The organism is Pantoea sp. S62, assembly GCF_016658625.1.
In the GTDB taxonomy this organism is placed as follows: domain Bacteria; phylum Pseudomonadota; class Gammaproteobacteria; order Enterobacterales; family Enterobacteriaceae; genus Pantoea; species Pantoea vagans.
In genome coordinates, this window is the sequence record NZ_JACVVI010000004.1 from 255,342 (window position 1) to 280,584 (window position 25,243).

At 54.9% G+C, this 25,243-nt stretch carries 24 protein-coding genes; 7 read left to right on the forward strand and 17 right to left on the reverse strand.

The window, feature by feature from the left end:
• Positions 1-33 precede the first annotated feature (33 nt).
• The 4 genes from IBT54_RS08795 to soxR all read right to left on the reverse strand — a co-directional run bounded on the left by IBT54_RS08795 (position 34) and on the right by soxR (position 4,728).
• The gene (locus IBT54_RS08795; protein ID WP_013359801.1) at positions 34-1,683 is read right to left on the reverse strand and encodes a Na+/H+ antiporter; all 1,650 of its coding nucleotides are present in this window, start codon (positions 1,681-1,683) and stop codon (positions 34-36) included.
• Positions 1,684-1,828: 145 nt separating this feature from the next.
• Positions 1,829-3,178: an NCS2 family permease gene (locus IBT54_RS08800; protein ID WP_095706361.1), complete on the reverse strand. Its 1,350-nt coding sequence runs from the start codon at positions 3,176-3,178 to the stop codon at positions 1,829-1,831.
• A gap of 359 nt (positions 3,179-3,537) precedes the next feature.
• A complete protein-coding gene (locus IBT54_RS08805; protein WP_201252042.1) occupies positions 3,538-4,203 on the reverse strand; it encodes a glutathione S-transferase family protein in 666 nt (221 codons plus the stop codon).
• A gap of 39 nt (positions 4,204-4,242) precedes the next feature.
• Positions 4,243-4,728 (reverse strand): redox-sensitive transcriptional activator SoxR, encoded by a 486-nt coding sequence (gene soxR, locus IBT54_RS08810; protein WP_013359798.1) that lies wholly within the window; start codon positions 4,726-4,728, stop codon positions 4,243-4,245.
• A gap of 100 nt (positions 4,729-4,828) precedes the next feature.
• Between soxR and soxS the strand changes: the two genes are divergently transcribed.
• Positions 4,829-5,254, forward strand: a complete 426-nt coding sequence (gene soxS, locus IBT54_RS08815) for a superoxide response transcriptional regulator SoxS (RefSeq protein ID WP_013359797.1) — start codon at positions 4,829-4,831, stop codon at positions 5,252-5,254.
• A gap of 255 nt (positions 5,255-5,509) precedes the next feature.
• Positions 5,510-5,791, forward strand: a complete 282-nt coding sequence (locus IBT54_RS08820; protein WP_013359796.1) for a YjcB family protein — start codon at positions 5,510-5,512, stop codon at positions 5,789-5,791.
• Between the two features lie 54 nt (positions 5,792-5,845).
• Here the strand turns inward: IBT54_RS08820 and IBT54_RS08825 are convergent, their stop codons facing one another.
• A complete protein-coding gene (locus IBT54_RS08825; protein ID WP_013359795.1) occupies positions 5,846-6,796 on the reverse strand; it encodes an ATP-grasp fold amidoligase family protein in 951 nt (316 codons plus the stop codon).
• 8 nt (positions 6,797-6,804) lie between these two features.
• Positions 6,805-8,061: an oligosaccharide flippase family protein gene (locus IBT54_RS08830; protein WP_013359794.1), complete on the reverse strand. Its 1,257-nt coding sequence runs from the start codon at positions 8,059-8,061 to the stop codon at positions 6,805-6,807.
• Positions 8,062-8,585: 524 nt separating this feature from the next.
• Between IBT54_RS08830 and IBT54_RS08835 the strand changes: the two genes are divergently transcribed.
• Entirely contained in the window at positions 8,586-8,981 is a 396-nt protein-coding gene (locus IBT54_RS08835) for a transposase (RefSeq protein WP_013359793.1), read from the forward strand.
• Positions 8,982-9,904: 923 nt separating this feature from the next.
• On the opposite strand, the gene IBT54_RS08840 is transcribed toward IBT54_RS08835, so the two are convergent.
• Complete coding sequence (locus IBT54_RS08840; RefSeq protein ID WP_013359792.1) at positions 9,905-10,864, reverse strand: DMT family transporter; 960 nt, start codon at positions 10,862-10,864, stop codon at positions 9,905-9,907.
• Positions 10,865-10,941: 77 nt separating this feature from the next.
• On the reverse strand, positions 10,942-11,769 hold the full coding sequence (locus IBT54_RS08845) for an AraC family transcriptional regulator (protein WP_013359791.1): 828 nt from the start codon (positions 11,767-11,769) through the stop codon (positions 10,942-10,944).
• 119 nt (positions 11,770-11,888) lie between these two features.
• On the opposite strand from IBT54_RS08845, the gene IBT54_RS08850 reads away from it, so the two are divergent.
• Positions 11,889-12,410 (forward strand): isochorismatase family protein, encoded by a 522-nt coding sequence (locus IBT54_RS08850; RefSeq protein ID WP_013359790.1) that lies wholly within the window; start codon positions 11,889-11,891, stop codon positions 12,408-12,410.
• Between the two features lie 69 nt (positions 12,411-12,479).
• On the opposite strand, the gene ssb1 is transcribed toward IBT54_RS08850, so the two are convergent.
• Entirely contained in the window at positions 12,480-13,037 is a 558-nt protein-coding gene (ssb1, locus tag IBT54_RS08855; protein ID WP_033734905.1) for a single-stranded DNA-binding protein SSB1, read from the reverse strand.
• Positions 13,038-13,261: 224 nt separating this feature from the next.
• On the opposite strand from ssb1, the gene uvrA reads away from it, so the two are divergent.
• On the forward strand, positions 13,262-16,090 hold the full coding sequence (gene uvrA, locus IBT54_RS08860; protein ID WP_201252027.1) for an excinuclease ABC subunit UvrA: 2,829 nt from the start codon (positions 13,262-13,264) through the stop codon (positions 16,088-16,090).
• Between the two features lie 232 nt (positions 16,091-16,322).
• On the forward strand, positions 16,323-17,387 hold the full coding sequence (locus IBT54_RS08865) for an NAD(P)-dependent alcohol dehydrogenase (protein WP_013359787.1): 1,065 nt from the start codon (positions 16,323-16,325) through the stop codon (positions 17,385-17,387).
• A 52-nt stretch (positions 17,388-17,439) separates the two neighbouring features.
• Here the strand turns inward: IBT54_RS08865 and IBT54_RS08870 are convergent, their stop codons facing one another.
• From IBT54_RS08870 to dnaB, 6 genes are all read right to left on the reverse strand, one after another.
• Positions 17,440-17,763 (reverse strand): MmcQ/YjbR family DNA-binding protein, encoded by a 324-nt coding sequence (locus tag IBT54_RS08870; RefSeq protein ID WP_013359786.1) that lies wholly within the window; start codon positions 17,761-17,763, stop codon positions 17,440-17,442.
• Positions 17,763-18,182 (reverse strand): secondary thiamine-phosphate synthase enzyme YjbQ, encoded by a 420-nt coding sequence (locus IBT54_RS08875; RefSeq protein WP_013359785.1) that lies wholly within the window; start codon positions 18,180-18,182, stop codon positions 17,763-17,765. The genes IBT54_RS08870 and IBT54_RS08875 overlap by 1 nt, the downstream gene beginning before the upstream one ends.
• A 121-nt stretch (positions 18,183-18,303) precedes the next feature.
• Entirely contained in the window at positions 18,304-19,497 is a 1,194-nt protein-coding gene (locus IBT54_RS08880; RefSeq protein ID WP_095707672.1) for an amino acid aminotransferase, read from the reverse strand.
• 36 nt (positions 19,498-19,533) lie between these two features.
• A complete protein-coding gene (locus IBT54_RS08885) occupies positions 19,534-20,148 on the reverse strand; it encodes a YitT family protein (RefSeq protein WP_033734896.1) in 615 nt (204 codons plus the stop codon).
• A gap of 241 nt (positions 20,149-20,389) precedes the next feature.
• The gene (locus IBT54_RS08890; protein WP_003855753.1) at positions 20,390-20,869 is read right to left on the reverse strand and encodes an Lrp/AsnC family transcriptional regulator; all 480 of its coding nucleotides are present in this window, start codon (positions 20,867-20,869) and stop codon (positions 20,390-20,392) included.
• Positions 20,870-20,998: 129 nt separating this feature from the next.
• Complete coding sequence (gene dnaB, locus IBT54_RS08895) at positions 20,999-22,405, reverse strand: replicative DNA helicase (protein WP_033734894.1); 1,407 nt, start codon at positions 22,403-22,405, stop codon at positions 20,999-21,001.
• A gap of 96 nt (positions 22,406-22,501) precedes the next feature.
• Here dnaB and IBT54_RS08900 point away from each other — a divergent pair, with 96 nt between their 5' ends.
• On the forward strand, positions 22,502-23,485 hold the full coding sequence (locus IBT54_RS08900) for a quinone oxidoreductase (protein ID WP_033784470.1): 984 nt from the start codon (positions 22,502-22,504) through the stop codon (positions 23,483-23,485).
• A 222-nt stretch (positions 23,486-23,707) separates the two neighbouring features.
• Here IBT54_RS08900 and pspG read toward each other — a convergent pair whose 3' ends face one another.
• Together pspG and dusA are read right to left on the reverse strand one after the other, a co-directional pair.
• Positions 23,708-23,974, reverse strand: coding sequence for an envelope stress response protein PspG (gene pspG, locus IBT54_RS08905; RefSeq protein WP_095706365.1), 267 nt, complete (start codon positions 23,972-23,974; stop codon positions 23,708-23,710).
• A 180-nt stretch (positions 23,975-24,154) separates the two neighbouring features.
• Positions 24,155-25,147 carry a tRNA dihydrouridine(20/20a) synthase DusA gene (gene dusA / locus IBT54_RS08910; RefSeq protein ID WP_201252028.1) on the reverse strand — a complete coding sequence of 331 codons (993 nt, stop codon included), beginning with the start codon at positions 25,145-25,147 and terminating at the stop codon, positions 24,155-24,157.
• Positions 25,148-25,243 lie beyond the last annotated feature (96 nt).

Consider the following 25,243-nt stretch of genomic DNA (forward strand, 5'->3'; position numbering starts at 1 on the left):
CCGCATGAATCCACAGGCGTGCCAGTCTGAGGCTTACTCTTCTTTTTCGATCAGCAGTGCTTCCAGCAGATCCAGGTCGTGCAGTAACGTCTGCATCGTCTCATTAGAGATCTGCTGGGTGGCGCGCAGATGATAGACCTCTGCGCGTTCGGCACGCAGCCCGGTCAGGCGGAAGCGACGCTCGAGGTTCTCAGCGTACAGCGCATGTTCAAGATCATTCTTCCCTTCAGCGCGACGGCGTAAGTTTCCAATCACGCGCAGACTGACCTCTTTCAGCAGTTCCGGATCGATGTTCTCTTCCGACTCATTCTCCAGCCGATCTTCCATCTTATGCAGGCTTTCAATGGCGGCACCCGCCATCACCGCACGGGCATTCTGCAGCTCACGGCGATGGGCACCTTTATCGATGCTATCAATGCCGCGCAGCAGAATCGGCAGGATCACGACCCCTACCAGCAATGAGACCAGAATCACGCCGGTGGCGATAAACACCAGCTCATAGCGCGCCGGGAAGGGATCACCCGTGGTGAGATACAGTGGAATCGACAGCACACCCGCCAGGGTAATCGCCCCGCGCACACCGGCAAACGTGGCGATCAGCAGCTCACGCAGCGAGTAGTTCGCGAACTCCAGCGGCTTCTTCTTCAACAGGCGTTTGCTCAGACGCTGCATGATCCACAGCCAGCCAAAACGCACCAGCATCAGCGCGGCATAGACCAGCCCGATATCGGCGAACAACATCCACAGCTCGACGTTGGTGTCGGCCTGCGCCTGGTCGATAGAGGTCTGCAGAATGTCCGGCAGCTGCAGGCCCAGCATCAGGAAGACCATGCCGTTGAAGATGAATTCCAGCATCTGCCAGACGCTGTTAGCACGCAGGCGCATCGCCAGCGGTGCCTGACGAATAATACCGGAACGGGTAATAGTCATACCGGCAGCCACGGCCGCCAGGATGCCTGAGACACCCAGATGTTCGGCAATCAGGTAAGAAGCGAACGGCAGCAGCAGCAGCAGCACGGTCTGGGTCGCCGGGTCATCCCCGCTCCAGCGGCTGAACAGGCGCAGTGATTTCCCGTACAGCCAGCAGATGGCCACACCGGCAATCAGGCCGCCAATGGCGACTTTCATAAACTCAACGCTGGCTCCGCCCCAGGTAAACACCATGGTGCCCATGGCCACGGCCACGGCAAACTTCAGTGATACCAGGCCCGATGCATCGTTCATCAGGGCTTCACCCTGCACGATCGACATAATCTTCTTGGGAATGCGGCCTTCACCGACAATGCCGGAGAGCGCCACGGCATCGGTCGGCGACAGCACCGCCGCCAGCGCAAAGGCGGGGATCAGCGGGATACCTGGCACCATCCAGTAGATCAGATAGCCGATACCGATCACGGTAATCAGCACCAGCGCCAGTGCTAAGCCGATGATCTCGCGACCATGATGCAGGAACTCACTGATCGGCGTTTTCCAGCCATCTGCGAACAGCAGCGGCGGGATGAACAGCACCAGAAACAGCTCCGGATCAAAGTCGACATGCAGACCAAACGTGGGCCAGGCCAGCATCGCACCTACGGCGATCTGCACCAGCGGCAACGGGATCTGAAAAGGGAGAATGCGGGCCGCGACGCCAGAGAGCGACACGACCAGCGTCATGATGAGAATAGTAAAAAAGATTTCCATGCTTTCCTTAGGCGTCGTTTCTTTCAATCATTGGTTAAGCGCTAAAGTGTAAAACAAACGGCGGTGAAGGTTGTCAGCTACGCGTGCGCCGGGCGGGAAAAAAGTGAAAAATTCCGGGCGCGCAGTCGCACGCCCGGTTATACAGTCAGATCGCCCAGCCACCGGCGTAAAACGCCACCAGCGCGACGGCAATGATCACGGTGCCGACGTTGAGCTTACGCCATTCACCGGCGAACAGACGCCCCACTACCAGGCTGGCGAAACCGATCATGATGCCGGTCACGATGTTGCAGGTAAGCACGATGATCACCGCCGTGAGCAGGCCCGACATCGCATCGACAAAATCACCGAAGTCGACTTTCGCCACGTTACTGAGCATCAACAGACCGACATACATGAGTGCAGGCGCAGTCGCGTAAGCGGGAACCAGATAAGCCAGCGGCGACATAAACAGGATGGCGAGGAACAGCAGGCCCACCACAATCGCGGTGAGGCCGGTCTTACCGCCCGCCGCCGTTCCTGCCGCCGATTCGATGTAAACCGCAGCCGGTGACGCGCCTACCAGACCTGCGAACAGGCTGCTGACGGAGTCGCTGGTCAGCGCACGACCGCCATTGATAATCTGGCCCTGTTTATCCAGCAGGTTAGCCTGCCCTGCGACCGCGCGGATGGTGCCGGTGGCGTCAAAAACAGCCGTCATTACCAGTGCCAGCACGCTGGGCAGCACCACAGGCTGCATCGCGCCCATGATGTCGAGGCTGAACAGCAGCGACTGACCGCTGGCGTCACGCAGGCTCGGCAGGGCAAACAGTCCCTGCCAGGTCACCGACGGGTCAAAGATCAGGCCGAGCAGCGAAATAGCGATAATGGTCAGCAGGATGCCGCCCGGTACCCGGCGCTTCTCCAGTCCGATAATCGCGGCCAGTCCCAGTAGCGTCATCATCACCGGGAAAGTGGTGAAGTGACCCAGCGCTACCGGCAGGCCCGGAGCCGGGTTTTTTACCACCAGACCCACGCCATCAGCGGCGATGAGCAGCAAAAACAGGCCAATCCCGACGCCGGTGCCGTGCGCCACGCCCATCGGCAGGTTACGCAAAATCCAGGCACGAATGCCGGTCACGGAGATCAGCGTAAACAGCAGGCCCATCAGGAACACTGCGCCCAGCGCCACCGGCACGCTGATATGCTGACCCAGCACCAGACTGAAAGCGGTAAAGGCGGTTAAGGAGATGGCACAGCCAATCGCCATCGGCAGGTTGGCCCACAGTCCCATAAGGATGGAACCAAAGCTGGCGACCAGACAGGTGGCGACAAACACGGCGGATGGGGAGAAACCGGCTTTGCCCAGCATTCCCGGTACCACGATGACGGAGTAAACCATCGCCAGGAAGGTGGTGAGTCCGGCCAGAATTTCCTGACGCACGCTGCTGCCGCGCGCCGAGATCGAGAACCAGGCGTCCAGTTTTCCACTGGCCGGGCGTGATTCAGTTGACATAGTTGAGCCTCAAAAATTTTTGTTGTGTGGATCGCTCTGCGACCATCGCTGTCCCTGGAATAAGCGGGTAAACGGCGTCACTGTCGGGATTAACCCGCCAGGCAAACGTTTACCTTGCCGCAGATAATTAGCCGTCAAAAGCGGCCAGATAAAAAGGCATGCGATTATCCGGCGTTTAGCGCCACGTTTTCAACTCTAAGAGGGAGATTCTTTGGCATAAAGATTGGGCGTAACAGGCTGGCCGACACCCGGCGGAAGCCAGTCTGAAACGCTGAGGCCATAAACTTAATGTCATATAAAGAGAGGATTTACACCGGCGCAGCGGTGATCGTACAGCACGCGCCGGTGGAGAGAGACGATTAACCTGGCAGCGAAAGCTCGCCGCCCTGCGCAATCGCGCGTTGCCAGGCGGCGCGCTGCTGCACCGTCTGCAACCATTTCCCGGTGGCGGGCATCTGATCGAGTCCGGCACGGCGCGCCAGTGCCAGCAGCGGAAAGCTCATCTGGATATCCGCAATGGTAAAACGCTCACCGGCAAACCAGGGATGCGCCGCCAGATGCTGTTCGATCATCTGCCTGTGCGGCTTAAGCTGTTTATCCAGGAACGCCTTCTGCACCCCTTTGCCAAATGCCGCGCCGACCGGACGCAGCAGCCACGGCACCGGCGCTTTGCCCATCTGCCCGAAGATCAGCTTCATTACCAGCAGCGGCATCAGCGAGCCTTCAGCATAGTGCAGCCAGTAGCGGCACTGTAACCGTGACGCCTCATCACTCACTTTCAGCCGGAATTCGCGATCATATTTCTCTTCAAGGTATTCGAGAATAGCACCCGATTCAGCTACCACCTGGTTTCCGTCAGTAATGACCGGCGATTTTCCCAGTGGATGCACTTTTTTTAGTGCCTCCGGGGCCAGCATGGTGGGTTCGCGTTGATAGTGTTTAATCTGGTACGGCACTTCCAGCTCTTCCAGCAGCCACAGCACCCGATGCGAGCGCGATTTTTCAAGATGGTGAACGGTGATCATCATGATTCCCTGTGTGTTGACCTTCACCAAGTATAGACATCACTCCACAGGCGGATGTTTATCATCCTGTTCCGGGTCAAGCAGCACTGCACCCGAGCCCTGCTGACCCAGCCGGTCGCCAGGATTGCGCAGCGGACAGTCGCGCATCGACAGGCAGCCGCAGCCGATACAGCCATCCAGGTCATTGCGCAGGCGAGTCAGGGTTTCAATGCGCTTATCCAGCTCTTCGCGCCAGTGCCGGGTCAGCGCATCCCATTCCGTCGTCGACATGCGCTTATCAGGCGGAATGTGGTCAAGACTGTCGCTGACCGTCGCCAGCGGGATGCCAATGCGCTGCGCAATCTTGATGATCGCCACGCGTCGCAGCACGTCGCGGCTGTAACGGCGCTGATTACCGCTGTTACGAGTGCTGAAAATGAGGCCTTTGGTTTCATAAAAGTGCAGCGCCGAGACCGCCACACCGCTGCGGCGCGCCACTTCACCGGGTGTTAAAACCGGTTTTGGATAGTTGCGTTCTTTTTTCATCAGACCCTTTACCTCAAGTTAACTTGAGGAATTATACTCCTTCTCCATTGAAACCCCTAAACTCCCATTACCCCTTATTAAGCACCAGAAGGATGAGGCCATGATGCAAGAAGAGATCATTCATTCCCTGACGGACTGGATTGACCAGAACCTCGATAAGAGCCTGTCGATTGATGAGGTTGCGGCAAAATCAGGCTATTCGAAATGGCACCTGCAGCGTATGTTCCGTTCCGTGACGAAACAGACGCTGGGTGGCTATATTCGTGAGCGCCGCCTGACGCTGGCCGCAGAAGCGCTATCGCAGACACAGCGTCCGGTGTTTGATATCGCGATGCAATATGGCTATGACTCGCAGCAGACCTTCTCCAGGGTGTTTCGTCGTCAGTTTTCACAGACCCCGACCGCTTACCGCCACACCATGCGCCGCCAGGCGATTCAGCGCCCTCGCCTGCTGAGTTTTGGCTGTAACGACGGCATTACCAGCTTTACCCAGCGCACCACCGGCGAGTGCTGCCCGGTCCGTTAATTCTTTGCTGCGCCCGCTCCGGGCGCATCTGCCTGATTTCCCCCGCCGTTCTTCTTCTGCTGCTCACTTTTTCCGCACGTCACTACCATACAAGAGTCAAATTTTGTTCAAAATTTAAAATTGGGTGATATAATGTGACCCAAGTCACACTTTGAACCTGGGTTGACGGCAAAAAAGTCCTACCTGACACACTTTTTTGTCGCCGGTGATGTCCGCAGATTGTCAGGAATACTTACTGATATTGAGGTCCGGCCGATGGCTACGTTAACCGCCAGTTTTCTTGTTATGCGTTGGGAACTGCTGAGCGCAATCATGATGTTTTTTGCCAGCACCCTGAAAACCAAACTTCGTCAGGACAGCCGTCACGTGATGGCCTTTATGTGTGGCGGGATTGGTTTAGGCATGACCTGCTGGTTTGTTACCGGTCTGATGGGCATTACCCTGAGCATGGAAAACGTGCACAACTTCGTGGAAATCTCAAAGCACGCCTTTATTGATGCGATGAGCCAGGCGCCTGCTGACTGGCCGATGCCCTGATTTTTACGCATAAAAAACCCCGCTTAGCGGGGTTTTTTATATTGCTGTGTGAACTTAAATTTTCTTCAACATGGCAGGGATATTAACATCCTGCACTGTAACGCCCGGGCTCTGCGTTCCGCGGCGGTCCTGAATCCACATATCTCCCATCATCTGGTTTAAACCACGATCCAATCCGGTAACCAGCCCTGCACCTGGGGTGAAGGTCAGTTCGCCAAAGTAGATGTGCTCGTCATGGATATACCAGTCCACACGCACGTAGTCGAAATCACTGGCCAGCTTTTTGCTCAGTTCGAGCGCATGTTCCAGTGACGGCATAATCGGTGAAACATCCAGACCGGTATCGCGAATCTTGTGATAGGCCTCATTGAGGTTATTCACGTAGAAATTCATCGACAGCAGCGGCTGACAGCGGTTGTAGATCACCTGCAGCACATATTCGAACCGGCCATCACGCTTGTTGAACATATGAAACTTGTAATCGATCGGCGCGCTTTTGCCATCACCAATGTACTTCTCAACCAGGATGCGTGGCTTGATGTAGCGATAGTGAATCTCACGCGCTTCGTTGGCGAAGTCGGTCTTCAGCCAGCGATAGCAGTCATGAATGATCTGCTGCTTGCGCAACGCGTCCGGCTCTTCCAGCAGAATTTCTACCATGTTGGAAGCGTGGTTCGGCTTGATCACCGTTCCCTTCCAGCAAGGCAGGCTGTTCAGCGTGGTTGGGTCAGTAGTTTCGTGTACCAGCGGGATCAGGTATTCATTACCGATTTTTTCAGCAATGAATTCGCGCACCGAGTACTTATCTGACAGACGACCGTAGTTCTGGTAATCGCCGAAGATAAACTTACGGTACAACACCTTCTCGTTGAACACTTTTGGCTGACGCAGATTGGGCAGCTTTCTGAACTTATGGAAGTAGTAGATGCGGTCCTGATAAGCCCAGGGCATCTTCTTGATAAAGTACTGCACACTTTTTCTGAGTTCTTCTTTCAACTTGAGCATATCTGACCTCATTTGTATGTTTTGTAGTTGAGTGAGGAAACCTGAATCTTTTGAATGACGCCGTTTTTAAAGAAGTAATTCATTACGGTCAGGGACAAAAGTTCTGAAAGGAAAACGCTCCACGCGGCCCCCATGATGCCGTGACCCTGGATCAACCACCAGGAGAGCGGCAGACTGATGACCATCAGGCAGATGATTTTCCTCAGCAAGTAGTTAAATCCTCCCTCTTTGACCATGTAGCGATACGCTACGGTCCCCATTGCCGAAAAGCTGGTCGCTATCGACAGCAACGTAATGAGACTTCCTGACTGTGTGTATTCCGGTCCGTACAACGCGATGATGATCTGCTCGCCGTAAAGCGAAATGACCAGCAGCATCAGCAATGAAACTGCCATAACGTAGCCATTGAGCCGGGCAGCCAGCTTAATAGCCACCTCGCCGCGCTCCCTGAAGATTTCAGTGAAGCAGGAGGTGATCAGCGCAACCGGGATAAAAATCCAGGAGGCGGAAATGGTATTTGCCGCCGCAAACAGACCGAGGTCGCGCGCAGGCGCCGTGCCTGCCAGAAACATCTGCGCCGCTTTAACCTGCACCGAGATAAAGATGCTGGAGATCGCCAGCGGCAGACCGGCATACATCAGATAGCGCAGATAGGCGGTGCGCTTTTCGCGCGGCGGCATCTGATCCTGATGGTCCTGATAGAAGTTGTGACGCTTGATCAGGTAAGGCACCAGCGTCACGGCAACAATCGACAGCGTCAGCCAGAGCGGATTAAGACGCAGCCAGGCGACGGTAAAGCTGATGCCGAAACTCAGCAGCATGCCCACAGCGTTAGCGATGGTGTTAAGACGCGAAGCAAGACGTGCGTTGTTATAAACGCTGAAGGTGTCCTGGGTGACAAAAACCGAGGCAACAAATGAGGCCAGTGCAAACGCCAGGAAGTTTTCCTGCATGTTGTACCAGACCCAAATTAAGACTGGCACCGACGTGACCAGCAATAGCACCATGCGCAGCGTACGGGCGATGGTCATCAGGCGCAGGCCTTTCGACGCATTTTTGCTGACGCGCTTAAACAGAATGGTTTCGGTGCCAAAGATTGCGACGGTTTGCACCATGGCAAATAGTGAAGTAGAAAACGCCATCTGGCCAAACACCGTTGGACCAAAGGATTTAGCCACGTAAGACGTCACAAAAATGACGCCAAAAACGGAGATGATCTTCTCAGACATCATCCAGGCGGCATTAGACATTACGCTCAATTTCATCGACTCTTCCTTAGTATTACTCAACTACAACCGCTTCGGTACAACATCCCTGTAACGAATTAATAAGCGCTCAGTGGGCCTGGCGAAAATGTATGACTTCAGACCAAACTGGTCCGAAAATTGAGATGTAAATCATGATCCGGAGAGTGAGTTCAGGATAATTCTTATTATAAATGGCGCGAATCACTTCTGATGGAAACGATTTCAGGCTGAAAATAAAACAACCTTAAACAGCTATACCGGCATATTAATCAAGTCGGCGAAGCTAAATATCCAGTGTACGTAGAATTTTTTCGTATTTTGGATGCGATGAATTTATAACAAAAACCCGCCTCCAGGAAGGCACGCCCCCCGGATAAGAATAAAATAAGATTTATCCCATGATGATATTTCTTCTAAATATCTTAATTTAGGCTTCGCAATTCAATTCGCGCACTTTAATACTGCCTTAATAAAATCTTACAGTGCCAGAAATTATTAAAGTCATTCTCATCCATTAATCGATAAGAAAGGTAAGAGCATTTATGAGAAAGTCACGATACAGCGAAGATCAAATCACAAATGCCATTAAAGCTTCTGAATCGGGCGTGAAAGTCAGAGAGATTTGTGAAGAGTTAGGCATCTCTGAAGCCACGTTCTATAGCTGGAAAAAGAAGTTTTCTGGGTTGTCTTCGGAAGAAGGCAGAAAAATCAAGGAGCTGGAAGAAAAACTGCAGAATGTCACACGTGAACTGCAGACGCTCAACTCGGACAAAGAGATGCTGCAGAGCGTTCTGAAGCACTTCTTTACTACTAATGAAAAACGACAGGCTGTGGATTTCCTGCAGACCACCTTCGACATTGGCACCCGCCGCAGCTGCCGCTTATTAGATATCAGCCGCAGCGTATACCACTATCCGTCAGGCACGGAGAATCGCTAAACCTAATGCTACCGCGCTTTTTAGACTTAACGCTGAGATTTGTTCTTACCAGAAGAGATGAAGATCATTTAACAGGACAATTGCGGCACCCTTTTCCGCTCCATTTATAACTAATGAATGGCTTCACGGCTAAGCTTCTTTTTTTGCGGTAAAATTGATTCACAACAGCAAAAGTCTCGCATTCCACGCCTTATCTTCCCCTCCCAATCTCGTTTACGCGGGATTGGGCCTTCCCTTTTTTAGTTTAGTCCTGCTAATCGTCGGAACTAAATCGTCTCAATATCATTAAGCCGCTTTAAACATCGCACAAACATTAATCACCGTAAATTTGAGTTAATGATGGACCTGCCTGAAATTTTGCGGTTGCGCTTTAATTCCCGATGATGGGTTTATTGCATTAACTTTCTCCAGGATTAATCCGGGTTAAATAGTTTATTACTCCTTATCACTAACGTTATGGGTCTATCTTTTGACTCTCTTCATTGCGCATCATTGATGCCAGAGATTAATCTTTAATTATTAACGCAGCGGCGGAATTCTCTTACTCATTTATCACTGAGTGAAGTTAATGGTGGTTTTTAGTCCCCTTTTCTCAGGTCCATAACGCAATAAACAGCAGTGGATAAAAGCGTAACGTCCATAATGCTGCGCTATTTTTCCTGATTAATGACCGATATCTGACCGGTGAACGGTTGCCAGCGCTGGAACAGGCCACTTTCAGCCGCCAGAAAGGGCCGTTTTTTTACTGACAAAGGGAGGATGAAGGGGGTTATCGGGGGATACCGGACAACAGTGCGGAACCATGAAATCGATTTCGCGGTATAAATCTGCCGGAGAGCGAGCAAATCAGGATAGGGTTTAATCTTAAAAAGCCGCGCGGCGTCTTGTCCGCGCGGTAAAGGCATTCAGGTGAGCTTTACGGTTTACTCTTTAATCGCGACGACCTGGGGTTGGGGTTTGATGCGCATTGCCCAGATCACACCCGCCATCAGACAAACAATGCCCATCAGAGTGAGCTGCGGCGGCCAGCGTTGATACCAGAGAAAAGTCCATAACAGGCCAAAGAGTATCTCGAAAACGATCAGCGGTCCCATCAGTACGGTAGGCAGACGCTGGCTGGCAGCATTCCAGCATAAGGTACCCAGCCAGGAACAGAGCAGGCCAATCGTCAGCATCAATGCGATGAATACCATGGGTCGCGGCCCGAACGGCAGCGAAAAATCGGGCTGCTGCCAGGCGAGCTGAACGCTGACCAGCGCGTACAGGATCAGTGCCATCGGCAGCGTCACCAGCCCCTGCGCGGTAGCCCAGGTTGAGGGGCGCAGTTCGGGATGCGTACGCAGCCAGCGGGCATTACGCAGCGGATACCAGGTCCAGCAGACTACCGCCAATAGTGCCAGCACGATACCGGTCAGATAACGACTGAGATCCAGCGTAGCACCCTGACTCTGCAGCTCCGCCGCGTTCACGCAAAGCAAGCCAGCCGCCATCATGACCAGTGCCGGGAACAACCGCCGCCACGGCAATCGTCCTTCAAGATGGCCATAACAGAGATTAGCCGTGACGGCGATCACCACCGGCAGCGTGCCGATAATCATGGTGGAGACCGGCCCGCCGGTTCGCTGAATGGCGTTCGCCAGAAACGCATAGTAAAAGAGGTTTCCCACCAGCGAGAGCTTTACGGCCTCAAGCCAGTCAGCGCGTGACAGCTGACGCAGACGACGACGGCTGTGCCAGGCCAGCGGTAGCGCAATCAGCCCAAACGCCACATAACGTCCCGCCGATTGCAGCGCGCCAGGATAGTCCGGCACCAGCAGCGGCCCGACAAAGATTAGCCCCCACATCAGTCCGGCAGTGACGGCAAACATAATTCCCGCAAACATGATTTCTTCCTTATACAGACTTTTGGCAGAGTGTGGCGGGTTCGGGCGGGAAATGCTTGTAGCAGATTGCGGTGGTATCAGGGCTGGCGGACCTGCTTTTGATAGCGGCCCGGCGTAATGCCATAACGGTGAGCAAAGGCGCGGGTGAGATGAGCCTGATCGGTCAATCCCACCGCCGCCGCGACGCTGGCGGCCGCTTCACCCTGTGCCAGCCTTTGCTTGGCGTCATAGAGCCGGAAAGCCATCAGCATCTGATGCGGCGTAACGTGATAGTGCTGGCGAAAGGCACGTAAGAAGTGCCACGGCGACAGTGAAGCCAGCGCCGCCAGCTCCTCCAGCCGAACCGGTTCTGCGAGGTTTGCGCGCAGAAAATCTCTGACCTGGTCGAAACGATGCCGGGCATCGGGTCTGCTCTGTGAAGACATATGCGCCAGCGGACGGATTTGCAGCAGCAGCTCAGCAATCAGGCTCTGGCGCGCCAGTTCAGATTCTGCCTGCCAGAGTGCGGCAAGCAGGCGGGAGAGCGGCTGCGCCACGCGCGGATCGGTCAGCAGCGCCTCGTTAAACCACCAACCGCGGTCGCCGGTCAGTTCATCCATCAGCTGCGGCTGAATGTAGATCATCTGATAGCGCCAGCCCTCTTCGCACGCTGACTCACCCGTGTGCAGCTCATCCGGGTTCATCATGACCAGTGAGTTCTCCGGCGCAGTATATTCGGTGCCGCGATAGCGAAAGCGCTGCGCGCCCGCTTCAATGGTGCCGATCCCAAAGGCTTCGTGGGTATGGGGTTCAAAGGCGTAGCGGGAGATGTGGGCCTGATAGAGTTCCACACCGGGCAGCTCTGCGAGTTGCCGGAACCGGGCGCGATCTTTCTCACAGGGGAAACTTGCCGGAACACCGTCCACTTCTCTCTCCTTATTTAACCAGTCTGCTAAGCATGCCTGTGACCGGGTCTGAAATGCAAAAGATTGCTATCTGCAATGCCACAGGTAACACTGTTTTTTTCAGACGGATGGGGTCAAGCATGGCACAGCGTGTGGCAGTGGTTATCGATATGCAGAATGGGGTCTTCAGCTCGCCACGCTTCGACCAGGCGGGTCGGGTGGCGCAGATTAACCGGCTGACTGAACGCGCCGACATCACCATTTTTATCCAGCACCGCGAAGGCGCGATGTGCGAGGGGAATGAGGCTTTTAATCTGCTGCCGGAACTGGTTCAGCCTGCTGGCGCGCATTACGTTACAAAAACCGCCTGCGACAGCTTCTGGCAGACAGAGCTGGCCGCACTGTTAAAGAAGCTGGCGGTGGAAGAGTTTGTGGCGTGCGGTTGTGCCACTGACTACTGTCTGGATACCACCATAAAAGTGGGTGCCAGTGCGGGCTATGCCATTACCGTGGCTGCTGATGCGCATACCACCGCCGATCGTCGCTGGGTCAGCGCTGAAGCGTTGATAAACCAGCACAATGAGGTCTGGTCCTCATTGTCGATTCCCGGCCACGTGCCGCGCGTGCTGAGTACCGATGAGATTGTGGCGGAATGGTCGTAACCGCCCGCAAAAGCCGCGCATAAAAAAGCCCGCATAAGCGGGCTTTTTTGCACTCTCTGTCCAGCGGGATCAGAACGGAATATCGTCGTCGAAATCCATCGGAGGTTCGTTGTTGTTGCTGGCCGGTGCGCTCTGTGGCTGCTGCTGCGGACGGGACTGCGCGCCGCCACTGAACTGGTTGTTGTTGCCCTGCGGCTGCTGCGGCTGACCCCAGCCATTGTTGTTGCCACCGCCCTGCGCGCCGCCACCTGCTGGTGCACCCGCGTTGCCGCCCTGCTGACGGCCACCCAGCATCTGCATGGTGCCGCCAACGTTGACCACGACTTCGGTGGTGTAACGTTCCTGGCCGCCCTGATCCTGCCATTTACGGGTACGCAGCTGACCTTCGATGTAAACCTGCGATCCTTTTTTCAGGTATTCGCCTGCGACTTCAGCCAGTTTGCCAAACAGCACCACACGGTGCCATTCAGTGATCTCTTTGTTTTCACCGGTCTGCTTGTCGCGCCAGCTTTCCGACGTAGCCAGCGTAATGTTGGCAACCGCGCCACCATTTGGCATGTAACGTACTTCCGGATCCTGACCCAGATTCCCGACAAGAATCACTTTGTTAACGCCACGACTGGCCATGTTGCTGTCTCCCGATGAGTTAATGCATACAGTCTAATCTATCAATTCTAACACGTCCTGTGGACTGTTTCCCACTTTCGAGCGGGGTTCCAGTTTTAATCCCTCTCCGCTTCCCGGCCGAGAGTACTGGATATATATTCAGTCTATTTTTTGTGCCATAATGACACGTTTATTCTGGCCGTGTCGGCAAGGCACGGTGAGTGCAGCTAATCCGGGAAAGGTGAATGGATAAGATCGAAGTTCGTGGTGCCCGCACCCATAATTTGAAAAACATCAACCTGACCATCCCACGCGACAAACTCATTGTGGTAACCGGCCTGTCAGGGTCCGGTAAATCCTCACTGGCGTTTGATACGCTGTATGCGGAAGGTCAGCGCCGCTATGTGGAGTCGCTCTCTGCATATGCGCGCCAGTTTCTTTCGTTAATGGAGAAGCCGGACGTCGATCATATCGAAGGTTTGTCGCCCGCCATTTCCATTGAGCAGAAATCCACCTCGCACAACCCACGCTCGACGGTGGGAACCATCACAGAGATCCATGACTACCTGCGTCTGCTGTTTGCCCGCGTAGGCGAACCGCGCTGCCCGGATCATGATGTGCCGCTGGCGGCGCAGACCGTGAGCCAGATGGTGGATCAGGTGCTTTCCCAGCCGGAAGGTCGTCGCCTGATGCTGCTGGCCCCGGTGGTGAAAGATCGTAAGGGTGAGCACACCAAGACGCTGGAGAATCTGGCGACGCAGGGCTACATCCGTGCGCGTATCGATGGCGAAGTGTGTGACCTCTCCGATCCGCCGAAGCTTGAGCTGCAGAAGAAGCACACCATTGAGGTGGTCATTGACCGCTTCAAAGTGCGTGAAGACCTGGCAACCCGTCTGGCGGAGTCGTTTGAAACCACGCTGGAGCTTTCCGGCGGCACGGCTATCGTGGCGGACATGGATGACAGCGACGCAGAAGAGCTGCTCTTCTCGGCTAACTTCGCCTGTCCGATTTGTGGTTACAGCATGAGCGAGCTGGAACCGCGCCTGTTCTCGTTTAACAACCCGGCGGGCGCCTGCCCAACCTGTGACGGCCTGGGCGTACAGCAATATTTTGATCCTGCCCGCGTGGTGCAGAATCCCGAGCTTTCGCTGGCGGGCGGCGCCATTCGCGGCTGGGATCGTCGTAACTTTTACTATTTCCAGATGCTGCGTTCGCTGGCGGAACACCTCGATTTTGATATCGAAGCGTCATTCGGCAGCCTGCCAGACAATGTGCAGAAAGTGATTCTGTATGGCTCAGGCAAAGAGAGTATCGAATTTAAGTACATCAACGATCGCGGCGATACCTCGGTTCGTCGTCATCCGTTTGAAGGCGTGCTCAATAATATGGAGCGCCGCTATAAAGAGACGGAATCCTCTGCGGTTCGCGAAGAGCTGGCGAAGTTTATCAGCAACCGCGCCTGTGCCAGCTGTGAAGGCACCCGTCTGCGTCGTGAAGCGCGCCACGTCTTCGTTGAGAACACCACGCTGCCGACCATCTCTGAGATGAGCATCGGCCATGCGATGTCCTTCTTTGAAAACATGAAACTCAGCGGCCAGCGTGCGCAGATCGCCGAGAAAATTCTGAAAGAGATTGGCGATCGCCTGAGCTTCCTCGTCAACGTCGGCCTGAACTATCTGTCGATGTCACGCTCTGCGGAAACCCTGTCCGGGGGTGAAGCACAGCGTATCCGTCTGGCCAGCCAGATCGGTGCCGGTCTGGTCGGCGTGATGTATGTGCTGGATGAGCCTTCTATTGGACTGCACCAGCGTGACAACGAACGACTGCTTGGCACCCTGATTCATCTGCGCGACCTCGGCAACACCGTGATTGTGGTTGAGCATGATGAAGATGCGATTCGTGCCGCAGACCACGTGATCGACATCGGTCCGGGTGCAGGCGTACACGGCGGTCAGGTGGTCGCAGAAGGCACCGTTGATCAGATTATGGCGCAGGAAGAATCGCTGACCGGTCAGTACCTGAGTGGCAAGCGTGGCATTGTGGTGCCAGAGGAGCGCGTTAAAGGCGATCCGGCCAAAGTGCTGAAGATTACCGGCGCACGCGGCAACAACCTTAAGGATGTTACGCTGACGCTGCCGGTCGGGCTGTTCACCTGTATTACCGGTGTTTCTGGTTCGGGTAAATCGACCCTGATCAACGATACGCTGTTCCCGATTGCTCAGCGTGCGCTGAACGGCGCGACCATCGCCGAACCGGCACCTTACCGTGACGTGGCAGGCCTGGAGCACTTCGACAAAGTGATCGACATCGACCAGAGCCCGATTGGTCGTACACCGCGCTCCAACCCGGCCACCTACACCGGTATCTTCACCCCGGTGCGTGAACTCTTTGCGGGCGTGCCGGAAGCGCGTTCGCGCGGCTACAATCCGGGTCGCTTCAGTTTCAACGTGCGGGGCGGACGCTGTGAAGCCTGTCAGGGCGATGGCGTGCTGAAAGTCGAGATGCACTTCCTGCCGGACATTTATGTGCCGTGCGACCAGTGCAAAGGCAAACGCTATAACCGTGAAACGCTGGAAGTGAAATACAAAGGCAAGAGCATTCACGAAGTGCTGGAGATGACGATCGAAGAGGCGCGTGAGTTCTTCGATGCCGTGCCAGCGCTGGCGCGTAAGCTGCAGACGCTGATCGATGTGGGTCTCACCTATATCCGCCTCGGTCAGTCCGCCACCACCCTTTCCGGCGGTGAAGCCCAGCGTGTGAAGCTGGCGCGTGAGCTGTCGAAGCGTGGCACCGGTCAGACGCTCTACATTCTGGATGAGCCGACCACCGGCCTGCACTTTGCCGATATCCAGCAACTGCTGGAAGTGCTGCATAAGCTGCGCGATCAGGGCAATACCATCGTGGTGATTGAGCACAACCTCGATGTGGTCAAAACCGCAGACTGGATTGTCGATCTTGGTCCGGAAGGCGGCAGCGGCGGCGGTGAAATCCTGGTGGCGGGTACGCCAGAAACCGTGGCGGAGTGTGAGAAATCCCACACCGCGCGCTTCCTGAAGCCCCTGTTACAGAAGTAATTCTCTCAGGCCCGCCGCGTGCGGGCCTTTTTTATCCCCTGCCGATTCAGCCAGAAAAATGCAGAATCAGGCAAGATTCAGACATGTATAGGCATATACGCTTTTCCTCACGCTGACTATCCTTAAGCGGTTCCTCTTTGGCACGCCCCTGGCGTCGCCCTGTTTTCGCAGCACATCCACGCTGCTGCACATCATCAAAAAACACTCACGACACATCGAAACTGGAGACACCATGAATATTACGCATGCGTATGCTGCTCAGGATGCAAAATCCAAACTGGCACCGTTCGATTTTAAGCCGCGTGAGCTGCGCGCCCATGACGTTCAGCTTGAGGTGCTGTTCTGTGGCGTTTGCCACTCAGACCTGCATCAGGCCCGTAATGAGTGGAAAAACACCATTTTTCCCGTCGTTCCGGGGCATGAAATTGTGGGTCGCGTAACTGCTGTTGGTCCACAGACGCAGAAATACAAAGTCGGCGATCTGGTTGGCGTCGGCTGTATGGTCGATTCCTGCCGCAGCTGTCCGAGCTGTCAGCAGGGTCTGGAACAGTACTGCGAAAACGGCTTTGTCGGCACCTATAACGGCGAAGATCGCGAAACCGGCGCCATTACCTACGGCGGCTACTCAACGTCGATGGTGGTTGATGAAAGCTTTGTGCTGCGGATCCCGGAAAACCTGGAGCTGGCGGGCGTGGCACCGCTGCTGTGTGCTGGTATCACCACCTATTCGCCGCTGCGTCACTGGAATGTCGGTCCTGGCAAGAAAGTGGGTATCGTAGGCTTAGGCGGCCTGGGCCATATGGGCGTGAAGATTGCGCATGCCATGGGCGCACATGTGGTGCTGTTCACCACCTCACCATCCAAAATTGAAGATGGCAAACGTCTGGGTGCCGATGAAGTGGTGATCTCCAAAGATGCGGATCAGATGGCGCAGCACGCGAACAGCTTTGACTTCATCCTGAACACCGTGGCGGCTCAGCACGATCTAAATCCGTTCATCACCCTGCTGAAGCTGGATGGCAACATGACGCTGGTGGGCGCACCGGAGCACGATCATCCGGCACCGCAGGTCTTTAACCTGATCTTTAAACGTCGCAGCATCGCCGGTTCACTAATTGGCGGCATCGCGGAAACCCAGGAGATGCTCGATTTCTGTGGCGAGCACGGGATTACGTCAGACATTGAGCTGATCGCGATGGACCAGATCAACGAAGCGTATGAGCGCATGCTGAAAAGCGATGTGAAGTATCGCTTTGTTATTGATATTAACACCCTGCGCGATCAGTCTGCCGCGTAAGCGGTCTGATCTGAAACCCTCCTGCTCAGGTAAGAGGGTTTTTTATTGCCGTTTAACGGGCAGCCGCCGCCTGCTGGTATGAGGCATCGACCAGATAGTAGATCTGCGAATCTTTCAGCGAACCGTCGAGGAACAGCGTGCTCCAGTGAGACTTATTCAGATGCTCGCTGGGAATAATATCGCTGTGCTCATCGCGCAGCAATTCGGCCAGCGCTGGCGTCGATTTCAGCGAGACGGCGGGCCGCCCTTTTACCTCGTGCACCATTGCAAACAGCACGCCGTTACTTTTAATCTGTGTAGCCTTCCAGTCATTGTGGACGCTCTGCTCCGCGCCCGGCTTGCTCATGCAATAGGTCAGTAAGTCTGAGTTATTCATTACGACTCCCCTTGTAAAGTGGCGACAATCCGCCTGGCACCGCCATCAATGCGATGCTCGCCCAGCCAGATACCCTGCCAGGTGCCCAGCACCAGACGTCCCCGCTGAACCGGTAATAACAACGAAACCCCTAAGGTCGATGATTTGATGTGCGCTGGCATATCATCACGTCCTTCGTAGTCGTGCTGATAAGGCGCATTCTCCGGCACGTGCCGCATGAAATGCTGCTCCATGTCGCTGCGCACCGTCGGGTCGCAATTCTCGTTTAAGGTTAACGACGCCGAAGTGTGCTGCAACAGCAGATGCAGCAGTCCGGTTTTGATATCACGCAGTCCGGAAAGCGAATTAACGACCTCATCGGTGACCAGATGAAACCCGCGCGACTTCGCACTCAGCGTTATAGTTTGTTGATGCCACATAGCTTATTCCTGAAACGGTTATCCCGTTTAAGTGTGCAGCATGTCGCCGAAAGGTAAACCCTGACCCATAAAAAAACCGCCAGAGAAAACCCTGGCGGTCTTGTTTACAGCCTGGCTGCTGTTACATCACGGCGGCAAACGCTTCCGCTACCTGATGCACATTTTTGCTGTTCAGACCGGCCACACACATGCGGCCGCTGCCCACCAGATAGATGCCAAATTCGTTACGCAGGCGATCAACCTGCTGCGCACTCAGGCCGGTATAGCTGAACATGCCACGCTGCTTCAGCAGGTAGTCGAAGTTTTTACCTGGCAGCGCGGTGCTCAGTACGTCCACCAGCGACTGGCGCATCGCAAGAATGCGCAGACGCATCGCCTCTACTTCAGCCAGCCAACTGGCCTTCAGCGCCTCATCGTTGAGGACGCGTGCGACAACCTGCGCACCAAAATTCGGCGGGCTGGAGTAGTTACGGCGAACGGTAGCTTTTAACTGGCCCAGCACACGTGCTGACTCTTCGGCACTGTCGCAGACGATAGAGAGACCGCCTACGCGCTCGCCATAAAGCGAGAAGATTTTGGAGAAGGAGTTACTGACCAGCGCAGGCAGACCCGCCGCCGCGACCGCGCGCAGGGCATAGGCATCCTGTTCCATACCCGCACCAAAGCCCTGATAGGCGATATCCAGGAAAGGAATCAGCTGCTGTGCTTTCAGCACCTCAACGGTCTGATCCCACTGCGCATCCGTCAGGTCAGCGCCGGTCGGGTTATGACAGCAGGGATGCAGCAACACGATGCTCTGCGCGGGCAGGGTTTTCAGGGTGCTGATAAAGGCATCAAACCGCACACCGTGGGTTTCGGCGTCATACCAGGGATAGGTATTTACCTCTAAACCTGCACCGTTAAAAATCGCGATGTGGTTTTCCCAGGTCGGATCGCTGACCCAGACGGCAGACTGCGGGAAGTAGCGCTTGAGGAAATCCGCGCCGACTTTCAGCGCGCCAGAACCACCCAGGGTCTGAATCGACGCAATACGGCCCGCTTTTAATACCGGATGATCGGCACCAAACAGCAGCGGTGCAATCGCACTACGGTAGCTGTTCAGCCCTTCCATTGGCAGATAGAGCGATGCCTGATGCGGCTCAGCATAGATCTGCTCTTCGGCAGCCGCTACAGCTTTCAGCTGCGGGATAATGTTCTGTTCGTCGTAATAGAGCCCGATACTCAGGTTAACTTTGTGTTCGCGTGGGTCTTGTTTGAAAGCTTCCATCAACGACAGAATCGGATCGCCAGCATAGGCATCAACGTTTTGAAACACGGTGTAGGTCTCCATGATTGGTCCGTAAGCGGCGGATTAAACCCGATAGCGTCCCGGACGGTGGTTCATTGCAATAATCAGGTTCAGGATCACCGCACCCGCAATCGACGCGAGCAGGATGGGGCCACTCACCACAAACAGTGACGCCAGCACGACGCAGGTATCGACTGCCATCTGCAGTTTACCCGCGCGGATCCCAAAGCGATCCTGTAGCCACAGCGCCAGAATATTGATGCCGCCCAGGCTCGCCTTATGACGAAATAACACTATAAACCCGATTCCCATGATGACGTTACCGAACAGTGTCGCATAGAAGGGGTTAAGGTCAGAAAAGTGGACGAACAGCGGGTGCAGCTGGGTGAAGAGCGACACCAGCCCGACGGCGCAGAAGGTTTTCAGGGTAAATTCCCAGCCCATGCGTTTAACCGCCAGCCAGTAAAACGGGATGTTGATCAGGAAGAACGCGCTGCCGAACGAGAGCGGCGAGAGATAGCTGATCAGAAAGGCGATACCTGCGGTGCTGCCGGTCAGCGCGCCCGCCTGTTTCAGCATAATGACGCCGAACGAGACCATCAGGGTGCCGAGCACCATCGCCAGCGCATCTTCAATGCGCGAATGCGGGACGCGGGTGGGTTCTGCGATGTTATCCATGGGGGTTTTCTCAGTGCAAATGATGCGGTTCCGATGCAAAAAACGCACCATCGTCACAGCACTGAACGGCTGTAAAGCGGATGCCAGCGATATCCCGTTGATATCTAAGGCGCTTTATAACGGAACTTTGTGCATGAATTTCGACTGATGCCGTCAACCTATGCGCCAAAGCCATCTTAAATGCGCGTTATTTGCATTAACTGCCGCCAGTGTGCACCAAAATCGCACAGCACGCACTCTTTTAGCGCGTCTTCTCTCCGGGGATCATCATCAGCCCGTTTTCTTTCATTCGCCCAAGCACTACCGAGGTTTTCACATGAGAAACGCTCTGGTGTCCGGCAACTAACTGGCTGATTAACGCACTGAGGGAGTTGAGATCGGCCACCGCCACTTTGAGGAGGTAGTCTGCATCACCCGTGGTTTTGTAGGCATCCACGATCGCCTGCTCCTGCTCCACCATGCGGTGAAAGCTCTCAACATATTCTGCGGTGTGATTAATCAGGCGCACCTCTATTAATCCCACCATGCCAAGCCCGATCGCATCGGGCGACAGCCGGGCGTGATAACCCAGGATGAGATTAGCCTGTTCCAGATTGATACGGCGGCGGGAACATTGAGAGGCAGAAAGGCCGACCAGATCGCTGAGTTCCTGATTGGTCAGACGGCCGTTAGATTGTAATAAAGTCAGGATTTTAAGGTCGTAATCGTCTACGTGAGTCATTCCGTTTCCACAGCGTAATGGGCGTCGCTTTGTTACAGATAACCCGATAACCCGAGAGGTTGTCCAACACTATTTTCTGATGATGAGGGCTGTCATGCACAGATCGTGCATGACAGCACAAAGCGGAGATTATTCGTCGTCGTATTGCGGACCCGCGTAGTTGTCGAAGCGTGACCACTGGCCATTAAAGGTCAGGCGCACCGTACCGATCGGGCCATTTCGCTGTTTACCCAGGATGATCTCGGCGATCCCTTTCAGATCGCTGTTTTCGTGGTAAACCTCATCGCGATAGATAAACATGATCAAATCCGCATCCTGCTCGATCGAACCCGATTCACGCAGATCCGAGTTGACCGGCCGTTTGTCAGCACGCTGCTCCAGTGAGCGGTTAAGCTGCGACAGCGCCACCACCGGCACATTCAGCTCTTTGGCCAGCGCTTTCAGCGAGCGGGAGATTTCTGCAATCTCCAGCGTACGGTTGTCCGACAGTGACGGCACGCGCATCAACTGCAGGTAGTCGATCATGATCATACTTAAGCCACCGTTTTCACGGTAGATGCGTCGGGCGCGCGAACGCACCTCGGTGGGCGTCAGGCCAGAAGAGTCATCGATGTACATGTTCTTCTTCTCCAGCAGGATGCCCATGGTGCCGGAGATACGCGCCCAGTCCTCATCATCCAGCTGTCCGGTTCGGATGCGGGTCTGATCGACGCGGGAAAGTGACGCCAGCATACGCATCATGATCTGCTCGCTGGGCATCTCCAGACTGAAGATCAGCACTGGCTTCTCCTGCAGCATGGCGGCGTTTTCGCACAGGTTCATCGCAAAGGTGGTTTTACCCATCGATGGACGGGCGGCAACAATAATCAGGTCAGAGCCCTGCAGGCCGGCAGTCTTTTTATTGAGGTCCTGATAGCCAGTATCCACGCCGGTGACGCCGTCATGCGGTGTCTGATAGAGCGATTCGATACGGGAGACGGTTGATTCCAGAATCTGCTCGATGTTTTTCGGGCCAGCATCTTTATCCGCACGCGCTTCCGCAATTTTAAAGACGTTCGACTCTGCGAAGTCGAGCAGCTCTTCGCTGTTACGTCCCTGCGGATCGTAGCCGGCATCAGCAATCTGGTTGGCAACGGAGATCATCTCACGTACCACTGCGCGTTCGCGCACAATGTCAGCATAAGCGCCGATGTTCGCCGCACTCGGGGTATTTTTCGCCAGCTCAGCCAGATAGGCGAAGCCACCGGCCATCTCCAGTTCGCCGCGGGTTTCCAGCGATTCAGAGAGCGTAATCAGGTCGATGGGTTTGCTGTTTTCCAGCAGCCGCTGCATCTCGGAAAAAATCAGCCGATGCGAGCGGTTGAAAAAATCATTCGCGACGACGCGCTCAGAGACGTTATCCCAGCGCTCGTTATCCAGCATTAACCCACCGAGCACCGACTGCTCCGCTTCCAGAGAATGCGGGGGCATTTTCACGCCTGCGAGCTGGCGATCCTGCGTTTCGTTCGATTTGTTGGTGGGTTTATTTCCTGCCATAGTGAATGCATTACCGATCTTCTGTGGGGACGCGCAAGTATACCTTAGTTGGGGTGCGCGCCTCACCCTCATGATGAAACAATCACAGGAGTCAGAATGGCAAAGCGTATTCAGTTCAGCGCGCATGGTGGCCCGGACGTCTTAGAGTGGACAGATTTTGAACCTGCTGACCCGGCTGAACATGAAGTGCAGGTTGAGCATCGCGCTATCGGGATTAATTACATCGATACCTATGTTCGCAGCGGGCTCTATCCGGTTGCCGCTTTTCCCTCTGGCCTGGGAACGGAAGCCGCAGGTGTGGTGTCGCGGGTTGGCCGTGGCGTGACTCTGTTTAAACCTGGCGATCGCGTAGTCTACTGTCTGGCATCGATGGGGGCCTATAGTGAAGTGCACAACGTAGCGGAAGATCGCCTGATGCATCTTCCGGAGGCGATCAGCTTTGAGCAGGGTGCGGCAAGCTATCTGAAAGGGCTGACCACGCAATATCTGCTGCGCCAGACCTATAAAATCAGCGCCGGTGAGACCTTTCTGTTTCATGCCGCGGCGGGCGGCGTCGGGTTAATCGCCTGTCAGTGGGCAAAAGCGCTGGGTGCGCATTTGATCGGCACCGTGGGTTCAGCGGAAAAAGCCACGATGGCGAAAAATGCTGGCGCATGGGAGACCATTAATTATCGCGAAGAGAATATTGCACAGCGCATTAGCGAACTGACAGAAGGGAAAAAAGTGGGTGTCGTGTATGACTCCGTGGGTAAAGATACCTGGGAAGCATCGCTGGATTCGCTGCGCCGTCACGGTCTGATGGTCAGTTTTGGTAATGCATCGGGTCCGGTGACCGGCATCGATCTGGGCATTCTGAATAAGAAAGGCTCGTTGTTTGTGACCCGACCTTCCCTGTTTGGCTATATCACCAATCGCCAGGAGCTGGAAACCGCCAGTGCCGAGCTGTTCTCCCTGCTGGCGAGCGGCGCGATCAAGGTTGATGTGCCGGAGCAGCAGAAGTTTGCGCTGAAAGAGGCCAGCCAGGCGCACCAGATGCTGGAGAGCCGTGCCACGCAGGGATCCTGCCTGTTAATCCCGTAACAGCCAGCACCCCGTAAGCAGCAAAAAGGGCCTCCCGTGGGAAGCCCTCTTCTTTTTTTTATTTTTTGTTCGCGCTGGTGTAGGGACAGCGGCGATAAATTCATGTCGAGTCGATGGCACATCGATTTGACGACAGGCATCCTGCCAGAAAACATAAGTAAAAAATATGTTTAATTGCAGATCAGCGCCGAACAATCTCTCACACTGTGATCGCTACCGCATTTAGCGCCAGCCTTTGCGGTCTAACCTGTTGATCTTACGTCTCAGCTTACGGCGCGCTCGCGCATCGCTATCGCCAAAAAAGGCACGATGCAGCCATACAGCGATGACCGCCAGCACCAGCCACGGCAACACTTTGATAACAAGTGCAAACAGTCCACCGACAAACATCACGAGGGTAGCGACCACCAGTGCCGCCAGCACGCCCAGCAGTGAAACGCCGGTCAGCAACAGCATCAGGAAAAACCCCAATACGAATAAAATTTCCACGTCAGCGCTCCTTTTAAAATCAGTTGTTATAGCTATTACAAAAAGCGTGCCAACTGATAACTTATTGATTTAAAGCTGATAAGGATTAAAAAAGGTGTAGCGACCTGGTGAGAAAAACCACATTCTGGCGTAAAAAAAACCAGCTTATCAGAGCTGGTTTATCAGGGTTACGATCACGGATCAGACTTCCTGTGGGATCTTATCCGCCACCAGCGCCAGCGCGGCTTCCAGTACGCGAACATCCGCCCCCGGCTTGTGAGCGTTTTCACTCAGGTGACGTCGCCACTGGCGGGCGCCCGGAATACCCTGGAACAGTCCCAGCATATGGCGTGTGACGTGTCCCAGATACGTGCCCTTCGCCAGTTCCGCTTCGATATAGGGATACATGGCGCGCACCACTTCCACCGGGTTTGCCGCCGGGTGCTGACGACCAAACAGCGTCTGATCGACCTGCGCCAGAATGCCGGGGTTTTGATAGGCTTCGCGTCCCATCATCACACCGTCCAGGTGCTGCAGGTGGGTCTGTGCCTCTTCCAGCGTTTTTACGCCGCCATTAAGCGCGATCGTCAGATGCGGGAAATCGCGTTTCAGCTGATATACGCGTGGATAGTCCAGCGGTGGAATTTCGCGGTTCTCTTTGGGGCTGAGGCCAGAGAGCCAGGCTTTGCGCGCATGGATGATAAACGTCTCACACTCACCGCGACCTGCCACCGTGCCGATAAAGTCCGTAAGGAATTCATAGCTGTCCAGCTCATCAATCCCGATGCGGGTTTTCACCGTCACCGGAATCGATACCACATCGCGCATCGCTTTAATCGCATCCGCGACCAGATTCGCCTCGGCCATCAGGCAGGCACCAAAACGACCATTCTGAACCCGATCCGAAGGACAGCCGACATTCAGGTTTACTTCATCGTAGCCGCGCTGCTCTGCCAGCTTCGCACACTGCGCCAGCGCCGCCGTATCGCTACCGCCAAGCTGCAACGCGACCGGATGTTCCGCCTCGCTGTATGCCAGGTAATCCCCTTTGCCATGAATGATCGCGCCTGTGGTCACCATTTCGGTGTAGAGCAGCGCGTCACCGGTCAGCTGACGATGAAAATAGCGACAGTGGCGATCGGTCCAGTCGAGCATGGGGGCGATAGAGAAACGTTGCGAAGAGAAATTAGGCATGAAGCGCAGACAATCCGGTAATTAAGGGTGATGGAATTCTGTGCAAGGATAACACAAGGGCGGGCGATAGTGCATCGCCCGCCCCCGAACAGCCTG